Genomic DNA, 11577 nt, shown 5'->3' on the forward strand with positions numbered 1-11577 from the left:
CTATCCACTATGTTTCGAGTGAGTTTTCCCATTGTTTCGTCCCGCTGGATGGTTCCTTTGGGGCGGGGATTGGCCTTGGCCCTGATCAGCGGCGCGATCGCCTGTGAGAGCGCCCCCACCGAATCCTCTATGGCGCCAGCGCCAGCGTCCCCCGAGCCGTCTTTGGCGGCCTCGCCGGTGTCTGCCCAGACGACGCTCCCGGCCAAGGCGATCGCCACGGAGCCCCTCTCCCCCACGCCCATTCGCATCACGCCTGACGATCTGCCCGCGCCCTACGCCAGCGAAAGCGCTGCTCGTCCGCCCAACGTGATTCCCATCCCCAGCAATCCCACCCTGCGGGTGCCAGCGGGCTTCACGGTGAACGTATTTGCTGAAGGCCTCGACGCGCCGCGCTGGCTGGCCCTGACCCCCGAGGGCGACGTGCTGGTGACCGAAACCCGCCAAAACCGGATTCGGCGGCTGCGTGACACCAATCAAGACGGCGTCGCAGACGTCCAGGAGGTCTTTGCGGAGAGCGGCAACGGCCTGGATATCCCCTTCGGCATGGCCTTCGCGGGGGGCTCCTTCTTCTTGGGCAATCACGACTCGGTGCTGCGCTTTCCCTACCAGCAGGGCCAGGGCCGCCTGACCGGCACCGGCGAAAAAATCGCGGACCTGCCAGGGGGCGGCTACCGCCAGCACTGGACCCGCAACGTGGTGGCTGCCCCAGACGGCCAAAAGCTCTATGTGTCGGTGGGCTCGCGCTCGAACGCTGAGCCGGAGCCGCTGCCCCGCGCCTCGGTGCAGGTGATGAACCTGGACGGCTCGGAGGCCCAAACCTTCGCCTACGGTCTGCGCAATCCGGTGGGCCTGGACTTTCATCCGCGATCTCAGGAGCTATACACGACGGTCAACGAGCGCGATGGCCTGGGAGACGATCTGGTGCCGGATTACCTGACTCGGATTCAGCAAGGGGAGTTTTATGGCTGGCCCTACACCTACTTCGAGCCCGATCGCTTGGATCCGCGCAACCGCGCCGCCAATGGCCAAAGCTTGCAGCCGGAGCTAGCGGCCCAGACCAAGATGCCGGATGTCCTGTTCCAGTCGCATTCGGCGGCCCTGGGGCTGCAATTTTATGACGGGACGACGTTCCCGGAGAAGTACCGCAATGGCGCTTTCGTGGCCTTTCGGGGCTCCTGGAATCGCAATGAAGGCACGGGCTACAAGGTGGTGTTTGTGCCCTTTGAGGGCGATCGCCCGACCGGCGCCTACGAGGACTTCTTGACGGGCTTCTTGGTGAATCCCAGCGGGCCGGATACCTGGGGCCGCCCGGTGGGGCTGCTGGCCTTGCCCGATGGCAGTCTCTTGGTGACGGAGGAGGCCAACAACCGGATCTACCGGATCCAGTACGCGGGAACCTAGGCAGGGGGCGGGGGGCGATCGCCTCCCGCCAGGATGCGCAGATCGTCGGGGGTGTTGCAGTTAAACAGCCACTGGGGATCGTCCACGGGCAGCACCTCGACGACTTCGCGGTCCAGCCAGCGCTGGAACGATCGCCCGCCCCCCTCAATAAAGGCCTCCAGGCTGGCCAGACACCGCCGCCGATAAAAGCCGCACAGGGGATCCCAGCGATCGCCCAGGCGAGGCAGCCAGGCGATCGCCTCCGCCGGAACCTGGGGCAGCTGGGCGGCCCACGCTCCCATCTGCGCCCCCTCCAGGCGAGGCAGGTCGCACGCCAGCAGCAAGACCCACTCCCTCGAAAGCTGCCGCAGCCCGGCCGCGAAGCCCACCAGCGGCCCCGGCGCCTCTTCCCCGGGCGATCGCGCCTCGCTGAGCACCTGACAGTCGGGGGGCAGCACCGCCTGATAGCGATCGCCCCAGGGCGTCAGCACAAAAACGCGATCGCTACAGCCCCGAGCCACGCGGCACACCTGGGCCAGCATCGCCTCGCCATCCACCGGCACCAGCGCCTTGTCGGTGCCCATGCGGCGGCTGTTGCCCCCCGCCAAAATCAGGACGCTGAGAAAATTTTGGGTGTGCACTGCTGACGACTCCATCGCGATCGCCTCTCTCCCTGGCCGACTCTTCTGTGGTGCCCATGCCCCCGGCGTTATCGCCTATCGTTGATCCTCTCTTCTGGAAAGGCATCTTGACTGCGTTTCCTAGCGCCAACCCTCCAGCGGGGCTAATAGAGTAAACAAATGACTTAAGGGCATTTGTAGCGCAATCACAACAAAGCTTAGGAAGTCGAAAAAATGCCCTTCAAGCTACAACAAAGCTTATAGAGACGTAAGAAAAGTCCTAAGACCTGGAAAATCGGCTCTGATGCCCAGAAAGCGGCTGTTTTCGCTGATTTAATGGGCGATCGCGTCTCCCCCAGGCATAACCTTGCTATAACATTCGGTCGGTATGCTGAATTCGCAGCGTTCTACAAGCGGGATAGTTACTCTGGCGCACCTTCCCCTGCCCGGCGTTATTCCTCGCACAAAGCTGGGAGACCTGGCCTGTCATGACTTTCAGGTTACTCCCCAAACCTTTGGCGAGGTGATTGCCCGAGAACTGGCCCGATGCCCGGAGTTGCCAGGAGTTTTGATTACCGAAAATCAGGGCTTCCGGGGAATGATCTCTCGTCAGCGTTTCATGGAGCGCATGAGCCGTCCCTACAGCCTCGAGCTCTTTCTAAAGCGACCCATTCAGATCTTCCTAGAAGCAGCAGAAAATTGCCAGGCTCCGCTGCTGCTGTCGGCGGCGAGTCCCATCGAAGATGCTGTCCAAAAAGCGCTTCAGCGTCCTACAGCTCACCTTTACGAACCTATTGTGATTGTTTCTGAAGACCACCAACTGCGCCTGCTAGACTTCCAGGCGCTGCTGATCGCTCAGTCCCAGCTCTTGGCGGCTCAGCGGGCAGAGCTGATGCAGCAGGCCCAGGAAATCTCGCTGCTCAATCAGTGCTTGTCTTGGCAAGCGAGCCACGATCCGCTGACCGGCTTGCTGAACCGCCGCGAATTTGAGCAGTGCCTCGAACAGGCGATCGCCGACGTCTCTGGGGACGCCTCTATCGCCGATCGCCCGCCCATTTTGGCCTACCTCGACCTCGACTGCTTCAAGATCGTCAACGACACCTGCGGTCACGCAGCGGGAGACGAGCTGCTGCGCCAGGTTGCCAATTTATTTAAGGGACACCTGCGCACCAGTGACCTGCTGGCTCGCCTGGGGGGCGATGAATTTGGCATTTTGCTCCAGCAGTGCTCCCTGGAGGAAGCCCGTCAGGTGGCTGAGCGTTTGCGATCGAGCATTGCGGCTCTGCGCTTTTGCTGGCAGGGGCGGGTCTTTGCCATTGGCGTGAGCATTGGCCTGACGGCGGTGACCAAGGGCTGCGGCAGCAGCGCTGCGCTGCTCAATACGGCGGATGCGGCCTGCTACGCAGCCAAAAACCGAGGCCGCAACCGCATTCAGGTCTATGAGATGGGCGATCGCGAGCTGCTGCAAAAGCAGGGCCAGGTTCACTGGGTGGCCCAGATTACCGATGCCCTAGAGCGCGATCGCTTCAAGCTCTACTATCAGGCCATCGTGCCCGTTGCTACCCTGGCAGACACCTCCGATCGCGAGATTAGCCAGTGTCTGGCCGCTGCCACAACCCACTACGAAGTCCTGCTGCGCCTCCCCGACGAGGCGGGGCACCTAGTGCCTCCCTCCGCCTTCTTGCCAGCGGCGGAGCGCTACGGCATGATGCAGGCCATCGATCGCTGGGTCCTCACCACCCTCTGCCGCCAACACCAGGATCGCTGCCAGCGCGGCCTTACCACCGAGACTGGCACCTCCTGGCTGTACAGCGTCAACCTGTCCGGCGCCAGCCTCAACGATGACCAGTTCGTGGAGTTTGTGCGCCATCAGCTCGCCCGCTTTGACATCGCGCCTTCCCTGCTGTGCTTCGAAATTACCGAAACCGTCGCCATCTCAAACTTGACGCGGGCTGTGAAGCTCATTGACCAGCTGCGGGCCATCGGCTGCTACTTTGCCCTAGATGATTTCGGCAGCGGCATGTCCTCCTTTGGCTACCTCAAAAACCTGCCGGTGGACTACCTCAAGATCGACGGCAACTTTATCAAAAGCCTCGTGAGCAGCCCGGTGGATGTGGCCATGGTAGAAGCCATCAACCGGATTGGCCACCTGATGGGGATCAAGACGGTGGCGGAGTTTGTGGAGACAGAGAGCATCCTTGCCAAGGTGATGGAGCTGGGGATCGACTACGCCCAGGGCTACAAAATTGCGGTGCCGCTGCCCGCGCCGCTGCCCCTAGCGGCGGGGAGCGTGGCCAAAACGCGATCGCGCTCTGCCTAGCCCGAGGGACCTATCAGGCGATCGCGATCCGATCGCCCTTTGAGCAGTTCTATAACGATCTCTGCGCCCCGCCCCAAAAACTTTGCTCAGCCCAGAAAGCGCTTTCTTTTTCTCCAAGCCCAGTGTTTTTACGTAAAAATATTAAAGAAGTGAAATATTTCGAGATATCACAAAAATTCATTTGAAATCGTGTTTTTCTCAGAATTGATCCAGAGCCTCAAAATTCTTCAATGCCGCTCATTGACTGACTTAACAGCTTAAGAAAAAAGAAAATATCAGAGAAGTTTAAACTTTTTGACTTCTGTGATGACAGTCACAGAAAAGCCGTTTTACCTTGCTGACAATGAAGCCCATACTCTCTATGCGTCGTTGTTGCCAACTGCCTCAGAATTTCCTCGGTAATTTCTAGATCTACGTCGCGCTATACTGAGCTTTCGAGGAAGCGAATGATGAGACAAATGCTCCTAGAAATCAGCAAATAACGGCTTGATGCAAGCCTAAACCCCTTGTTTACCTGGGTTTGGCTGCGCTCACAACCTTTCTAGTCGATGGGCACTGGTCGAGATTCATGCCCAGGGGAATGAAAGAGCATCGTTGGTTTTTGTATCGGTCTATGGTCTGAAATTGCAGCTGAAATGTCTGTTAATGACAGCAGCTAGCAACCCTCTAGAACCCAGAATTTGATCTAATGAATAACTTCTTATCCACTCGTTTTGGGGGATTCTCTCGCATGCAAATGTCCCCGACAATTCGCTGGATTATACGACTCATTGCCATGCAAGTGGTGATTTTGAGTGTGGGATCGGGACTGCTGGTGTGGTTTGCTCGGGTGGCTTGGTAAGGGCGATCCCCGCCGCTGGAGGTCGAGGAATAAAGTGTCAGCAATTCGTCAGCACTGAGAATTTCTCAGGCTATGCTGTGTAGCAGAATTGATTGATCGCTTCTTCCTCAGACTCCGTGTTTCCCGATGAATGACGCTAGTTTGACGGCGCGCGCCCAGCAGGGCGAGTTGAAAGCGATCGTGGTGTTCCTCAATCGTCATCTGCGGCCCCATGGTCTCAACGTCAATGCAACGTTTCGTGGGCAGTGCCTACATGTCTTGGTGGAGGCGCCCGTAGAGCCCGATCAGTCCACCTCGGTCGGTTTGGTCTACGACCATGTGCATTTGCTGGGCAGTGAAGTGATCCATAGCGCGGTGATCTATGGTCGCCGGGTGGGTCGCAAAAAGCCTGCCTGGATGGAGACTGTGTATTTGTGGGGAGAACCTGGGGACGACGAGGACGAGATGCCTGCCTCGCTCATCGGGTCGCCTGCCCCGACGTCGCTGTCGACGCTGGAGTCTGGGGGATCTGCCGCGACGCCCCAGACACTGCCGTCTCCGGCGATAGAAGCTCCTGGTGCCCCCGCTGCGGTGCCGCCGGATCGCCCCAAAATTCCGGTGCTCCGTCTGCTGAGAAAACAGCAGCTGCTGGCGGTCTGGCAGCGCCCTCTGCTGGGGATCGCGGCGGTGACGCTGCTGATGGCGGGGGGAACCCGTCATTGGCTGCTGTCCCAGGAAGTCCAGCCTGGGCCGGCGGTGCAAACGGTGAGCTTGGTGACGGCGGCGCGGGCAACCGGGGCCTCGGAGGAGCTGTTTCAGCAGGGGGTGGCGGCAGCGATGAAGGCGGCGGGCCTGACCCAGTCGGCGCGGACGGGGGCTGAGTGGCAGACGGTCACGGAGCACTGGAGCCAGGCGATCGCGGCGATGCAGGCGGTGCCGTCCGGGAGCACCAAGGCGGCGATCGCCCAGCAAAAAGCGCTGGAATACCAAAAAAACCGTGAATATGCTCGCCAGCGGGCTTTGACGAGTTTGCCCTAGCGGGCGGAGAATCTCAAAATTCTGGCAAATCTTGATATAGTGCGCCCCCTCAAAAGGCCGTAGTATCCTGGGAGGCAAGTGCCTCCACCGCCTCTGCGAAATGACTCAGGCTGATTTATTTGATCGCGTCAAACAGGGTGAACCCGACGCGTTAGCTGCATTGCTCAATCGCTATCTCCAGCCGAAGGGGATTACAGCGACGGCAACGCTGCGCGATGAGTGTCTACATCTTTTTCTAGAAGGTCCCCAGGTCCCCAACCGTCAGGCCCTGAGCGCCTATGTTCAGCAGGGGCTGATCGGCTTGCGGGACAAGCTCGGGGCTGAGTACACGACCTTCCGAGCGGTGCGGCTCTACGGCACCAAGCAAGGTAAGCCGTCGCCAGCGTGGGAAGAGCCGATTGATCTTGGCGAGTCTGGCAATGGCAGCGTTCCGGATTTGTCTGCTGCGATGACGCCGGACGCGATCGCCTCGGTCCCGGACAATGTGACCGAAGCCGAGGAGCCAGAGCACCCCAGTTCGGCGATCGCTCTGCCGTCCCAGCTCACCCCGACGGGCGCCGACGAAATTTTGGCGATCGTGCCGGTGACGCCGCCGGGAGCCCCGTCGCGTCTGTGGGCCAAGGTGCGGGCAGCGATCGCCCTTTTGCTGCTGCTGGGCCTCGCGGGGGCGGCGGCAACCTTTGCGTGGTACTGGTCGCGCCAGCTGCGCGCGGTGAGCCAGAGTCAAAATCTCCGCATCCAGGTGGGCAATGTGGAGGCGATCGCCGACTTGGCGACCCTGCAAACGGTCCGTCAGTCCCTACAAACCACAGCCGATCGCCTAGAGTCCTTGCCGGTCATACCCGTCGTGAGTCACGCGCCCGTGGAAGCCGAGATCGCCGAGGTCCGGCCCCTGCTGACCGATGTCCAGGACCGGCTAGCCACCGAAGAGCTAGCCCAGGCCAATCTCCAGGCCGCGCTGCGCCAGGCCCAGCAGGCTGAAACCCTCAGCCAGCAAGCAACGACGCCCGAGCAGTGGGACCAAGTCGCCCAGATGTGGCAAGCGGCGATCGCCCACTTGGTCGTCGTCCCCGACAACACCCTGGCCGCGGCCCAAGTCCAAGAGCAAAGACTGCTCTATCAGCAAAACTATCAAGAAGCCCGAGATCAGCTAACAAAGCTGCGTTCAGCCCCACCGCCGGCTGCTGCTGCCAAGCCATAAAAGTCAATATTCCCTCTACCGTTGGATGTGCGGAAGTAGAGTATTCTGGGTAGCAAATTCGTTACCGCCTCCGTCCCGACTATGACTCACCTCACCGTTGTGGACCGCGCAAGACAGGGAGACCCTCGGGCGATCGCCACCCTAATGAATCGCCACCTCCAACCTCAGGGGATTTGCGTCAAAACCACCTTCGAAAGCCAGCGTCTATACATCTTGCTTGAGGGAGCAGAGGCTCCGTCTCAAGGGCGTTGGGTGTCTTTTGTGCGCCGGGGTCTCGAAAACCTCGATTCGCCTCTACTGAGTGAGGTGACAATCTACGGTCGCCAGCTCGGCGAAAAAAAGCCCGACTGGGTGGAAACGCTTGATGTCCAGCCCCAAGGGGACACCCTGCTAGACGCTGAGTCCCTCGAGACAGCGCTGCACCCGCCCTCAGCGCCGCCCCCGCCGCCCATCCGCTTGCGATCGGCCGACTATGAGCATCGCCTTCGCCGTCTCGGCACCCTGGGGATCACCTACCAAGACCTAATCCCTCGCGTGGCTGCCGCCCTCACCGAGCAGCTGGCCCCCGGCGAAGAAGTTTTGGACGCGGTGGGCGGGCGCTATCGCGGCAAGCCCACCCTGTTGCTGCTGACCAACCAGCGCCTCTGGGCCGTGACCAAGCGAGGCCGTCGCGACCTCAAGGAGCAATTTGCCTCCTCCATCGACGACTTGCAAAAGGTTTCTTTCTCCCGCCGCGGCCTCAAGGTCCGCTACCAAAACACCGATCACCTGTTTCACTTTGACGATCGCCGCAAAGGACGACTCTTTGTGCGCCGCAGCCTTGCTCGCCTGATCTCGCTGCATCCTGACGAAACGATTCCCAGCGATCGCTACGGCCTGTGGATTAACCTCCTGGGCTATCTGCTGCTGGTTGGGATCTTGGCAGCGATCGTGGCCCTGCATTTATTTCTGGCAGCCTAGCTTCGCTCTTATCATCTCGAAGGTCTCGAAGGTAAAGAAGATCGCCAAGAACCGAAACGACTCCAAAATCGGAGCCTAGAATCGGAGTATCTTCGAGGGCACCGAGATGGAACAGCTATTAGGTGTGCTACTGGCGGCAATCCTCATGGTAGGTGCCAAGGGATTGCGCCTCGACCGAGAGTATGAACGGGGCGTTATTTTCCGGCTGGGCCGCCTCAAAGGCACCATGGGCCCGGGCCTATACTGGGTGGTTCCCTGGGTCGACCAAAAAGTCCAGGTCGACGTTCGGACCAAAACCGTCGACATCCAGCCCCAGGAAACGGTCACCGCTGACAGCGTGACCGTCAAGGTCAACGCGGTGCTGTACTACCGAATTCTTGACCCCGTCAAAGCCATCAACAAAGTGGAAAACTACCAGGTCGCCGTTTACCAGACGGCGCTGACGACTCTCCGCAACGTGGTTGGCCAAAACATTTTGGATGACGTGCTGCAAAATCGAGACAAAGTGAATGCGCGGGTCCAAGAAATCGTCGATGAGATCACCGAGCCCTGGGGCGTGGTGATCGAGCGCGTGGAAATGAAGGATGTCGAGATTCCCCTGGCGATGCAGCGGGCAATGGCCAAGGAGGCCGAGGCGGTTCGCGAAAAACGAGCGCGCCTGATCAAGGCGGCGGCCGAGCAGGAAGCCTCGGCGCAGCTGGCCGAGGCAGCCCAGCGCATTACAGAGCATCCGGCAGCTTTGGAGCTGCGCCGCCTGCAAATGCTCACCGAGATCGGCGCTGAGAACAACACGACAACGCTGATTATGCTGCCGTCGGACATCGTGACCTTGGCCAAAGAGTGGTCAGAGGCGCTGCGCCAAAATCCTCAGGGCTCGGGCCTCGCCAAGGTGATGATGCCGGAGCGATCGCCCCAGGAACGCCCAGAAAGTGAGTCCGAAATGGGTTAGGGGCGCGGCCGTGCTAAATGGGGCGATCGCCCCAGAAGCCCCGTCATCAGCCGCAGCGCCAAGCCCTTGACCGGCGGGAGGGTGCGCAGCAGCCACAGCCCCAGCCGCCGCAGCACCACCAGGGGCAGCCAGGCATTGGAAAACAGGCGATCGAGGATGTCCGTGAAGCCCAAAATCAGCCAGTTTTCCCAGCGCCGCCACCGCTCATAGCGCTTCAGGACGCCGAGGCTGCCGATGTCTTCGCCGGACTGGTGGGCGGCCTGGAGCACTTGGGCCAGGGCCGCCGCATCCCGGATGCCCATATTGAGGCCTTGGCCGCCCACTGGGTGACAGCAGTGGGCAGCATCCCCCACCAGGGCGAGGCGCGTCTGCACGTAGCGATCGCTGTGCATTAGCTGCACCGGAAACATGAACCGCGGGCCTGCCAGCGCTAGCGGCCCCATTTGGTCGCCGTAGCGTCGCCGCAGCTCGCCCAAAAAAGCCTGCTCGTCTAGCGCCATCAGCGCCTCCGCCCCTGCGCGGGGCTCCGTCCACACAATCCGACAGCGCCCCTCGGGCAGCGGCAAAATCGCAAAGGGTCCACCGGGCCAGAAGCGCTCATAGGCAGTGTCGCTGTGGGGGTCAGCCGGTTTGACGTCGCAGGTGATGCAAGACTGCCAGTACTGCCAGCCCTTGGTGGAGATGCCAGCCCACTGGCGCAGGCGCGATCGCGCCCCGTCCGCCGCAATGACCAGGCGGGTGCGCAGCGATCGCACTTCACCCTCGACCTCCAGCGTGAGCTCAGCCTCCTGGGCTTGGTACTGGATCTGAGTGACGCTCGCTGGACAGAGCCACTGCACCCTGGGACATTGCGCCAGATGCTCTTGCAGCGCCTGCAAAAGGACTCGGTGCTCGGCTACGTGGCCCAGCGCCCCGGTACCCAAATCTCGGGGCGAAAAGCGCACAACGCCTGGATGCTCGCCGTCCGAGAGACGAATCTGACGAAAGGTCGCGATTTTGGGCAAAATCTGGTCCCAAACGCCGATCCCCTGGAAAATTCGGCTGGAGAGCAACGAGACTGCGTAGACCTGCTGTCGGGCGATCGCCGCTGTCTGGGTCTGGGCCTCCACCACGACGATCCGCAGCCCCGAGTCCTGGAGCGCGCAGGCCAGGGTCAATCCTGTAATGCCACCGCCCACGATCACCAAGTCGTAGTCTGGAAGAGCGCTGGGTGGGGCATCAGCAAGGCGCTGGGCAGAAGCAGAACGAAAAGGAGACTGCGGCATCGGTAGCAAGGGAAAAGAGACCTGCAAGCAAAACCAGAGCACCCCGGCTCCGAAGGCCCAAGCCTCAGAAGCCAACGCCTCCCGGCCAAATCCCGAGCGCCTATGGGAACTGGCTCGGCACCAGGAGAGAGTGCTTCATACTTCTTTTCATTGTGTCGTGAATTTCAGACCTCAGCAAGCCAAACACAGCGAACAGCGGCGGTTCTAGACCATGCTGACGGCCATCAGATCCTCGGACATTTCGAAATTGGCCGTGACGTTTTGGACATCGTCAAGATCGTCAAGGGCATCCATCAGCTTGAGGAGCGATCGCGCCTGGTTGGGATCGGTGACCTCCAGGGAATTGCCGGGAATCCAGCGAAACCCAGCGTCGGTCACGCTGTAGCCGCCCGCCCGCAGCGCATTGTTGAGGGCTTCCAGATGGGTCGGCTCGGTGAAAACCTCAGCGCCGGGCTGGTCTTCGTCTTCGAGCTCGATCAGCTCATAGCTCTCCGCGCCTCCCTCCAGGGAAATTTCCAGCAAATGATCCTCATCGACCACATTCTTGACCGTCACCACGCCCTTTTGGGCAAACATCCAGCTCACGCAGCCCGTTTCGCCCAGGTTGCCGCCGTTCTTGCTGAAGGCAGCGCGCAGATCGGCGGCGGTGCGGTTGCGGTTGTCGGTGAGGGCCTCGACCAAAATGGCGACCCCGCCCGGTCCGTAGCCCTCATAGCGAATGTCTTCGAGAGCGGACTCGCTGCCGAGGGTGCCAGCGCCTTTGGCGATCGCCCGCTCGATATTGTCGTTGGGAATGCCAGCCGCCTTGGCCTTTTCGATGGCGGTCCGCAGCTGGAAATTACCATCGGGATCCGGCAGGCCGCTGCGAGCCGCGACGATGATTTCCCGAGAAATTTTGGTGAAAACGGTCGCTTTCTTGGCGTCAACGCGGGCTTTTTGGCGTTTGATATTCGCCCACTTACTGTGTCCTGCCATAGCGCTATGAACTGGAATTCAAAACCGTAAAGTTTTAGGGATAAACGCA

At 60.6% G+C, this 11577-nt stretch carries 9 protein-coding genes; 6 read left to right on the forward strand and 3 right to left on the reverse strand.

Features of this window, described 5'->3' with window-relative positions; genetic code table 11:
- The first annotated feature begins 9 nt into the window (after window positions 1-9).
- Entirely contained in the window at window positions 10-1401 is a 1392-nt protein-coding gene (locus tag GEI7407_RS04585; protein WP_015170960.1) for a sorbosone dehydrogenase family protein, read from the forward strand.
- Here GEI7407_RS04585 and GEI7407_RS04590 read toward each other — a convergent pair.
- Window positions 1398-2036, reverse strand: a complete 639-nt coding sequence (locus tag GEI7407_RS04590; RefSeq protein ID WP_015170961.1) for a molybdenum cofactor guanylyltransferase — start codon at window positions 2034-2036, stop codon at window positions 1398-1400. The genes GEI7407_RS04585 and GEI7407_RS04590 overlap by 4 nt on opposite strands.
- 352 nt (window positions 2037-2388) lie before the next feature.
- On the opposite strand from GEI7407_RS04590, the gene GEI7407_RS04595 reads away from it, so the two are divergent.
- The 5 genes from GEI7407_RS04595 (at window position 2389) to GEI7407_RS04615 (ending at window position 9288) form a co-directional block, all read left to right on the forward strand.
- Window positions 2389-4320 (forward strand): EAL domain-containing protein, encoded by a 1932-nt coding sequence (locus tag GEI7407_RS04595; protein ID WP_015170962.1) that lies wholly within the window; start codon window positions 2389-2391, stop codon window positions 4318-4320.
- Between the two features lie 967 nt (window positions 4321-5287).
- The gene (locus tag GEI7407_RS04600) at window positions 5288-6178 is read left to right on the forward strand and encodes a hypothetical protein (RefSeq protein WP_015170964.1); all 891 of its coding nucleotides are present in this window, start codon (window positions 5288-5290) and stop codon (window positions 6176-6178) included.
- A 160-nt stretch (window positions 6179-6338) separates the two neighbouring features.
- Window positions 6339-7379 carry a hypothetical protein gene (locus GEI7407_RS19325; RefSeq protein ID WP_051030680.1) on the forward strand — a complete coding sequence of 347 codons (1041 nt, stop codon included), beginning with the start codon at window positions 6339-6341 and terminating at the stop codon, window positions 7377-7379.
- Between the two features lie 81 nt (window positions 7380-7460).
- The gene (locus GEI7407_RS19330) at window positions 7461-8339 is read left to right on the forward strand and encodes a hypothetical protein (RefSeq protein WP_015170966.1); all 879 of its coding nucleotides are present in this window, start codon (window positions 7461-7463) and stop codon (window positions 8337-8339) included.
- 106 nt (window positions 8340-8445) lie between these two features.
- Window positions 8446-9288: a slipin family protein gene (locus tag GEI7407_RS04615; RefSeq protein ID WP_015170967.1), complete on the forward strand. Its 843-nt coding sequence runs from the start codon at window positions 8446-8448 to the stop codon at window positions 9286-9288.
- Here the strand turns inward: GEI7407_RS04615 and GEI7407_RS04620 are convergent.
- Entirely contained in the window at window positions 9285-10553 is a 1269-nt protein-coding gene (locus GEI7407_RS04620; protein WP_015170968.1) for an FAD-dependent hydroxylase, read from the reverse strand. The genes GEI7407_RS04615 and GEI7407_RS04620 overlap by 4 nt on opposite strands.
- Before the next feature lie 204 nt (window positions 10554-10757).
- A complete protein-coding gene (locus GEI7407_RS04625; RefSeq protein WP_015170969.1) occupies window positions 10758-11528 on the reverse strand; it encodes a YebC/PmpR family DNA-binding transcriptional regulator in 771 nt (256 codons plus the stop codon).
- Window positions 11529-11577: the final 49 nt, after the last annotated feature.

Origin of the sequence: Geitlerinema sp. PCC 7407, from assembly GCF_000317045.1 — a bacterium.
Lineage (GTDB): Bacteria > Cyanobacteriota > Cyanobacteriia > PCC-7407 > PCC-7407 > PCC-7407.

Coding starts and splice junctions, on each gene's coding strand:
- GEI7407_RS04585 (WP_015170960.1), top strand. CDS start 10: ATGTTTCGAGTGAGTTTTCCCATTGTTTCGTCCCGCTGGATGGTTCCT.
- GEI7407_RS04590 (WP_015170961.1), bottom strand. CDS start 2,036: ATGGAGTCGTCAGCAGTGCACACCCAAAATTTTCTCAGCGTCCTGATT.
- GEI7407_RS04595 (WP_015170962.1), top strand. CDS start 2,389: ATGCTGAATTCGCAGCGTTCTACAAGCGGGATAGTTACTCTGGCGCAC.
- GEI7407_RS04600 (WP_015170964.1), top strand. CDS start 5,288: ATGAATGACGCTAGTTTGACGGCGCGCGCCCAGCAGGGCGAGTTGAAA.
- GEI7407_RS19330 (WP_015170966.1), top strand. CDS start 7,461: ATGACTCACCTCACCGTTGTGGACCGCGCAAGACAGGGAGACCCTCGG.
- GEI7407_RS04615 (WP_015170967.1), top strand. CDS start 8,446: ATGGAACAGCTATTAGGTGTGCTACTGGCGGCAATCCTCATGGTAGGT.
- GEI7407_RS04620 (WP_015170968.1), bottom strand. CDS start 10,553: ATGCCGCAGTCTCCTTTTCGTTCTGCTTCTGCCCAGCGCCTTGCTGAT.
- GEI7407_RS04625 (WP_015170969.1), bottom strand. CDS start 11,528: ATGGCAGGACACAGTAAGTGGGCGAATATCAAACGCCAAAAAGCCCGC.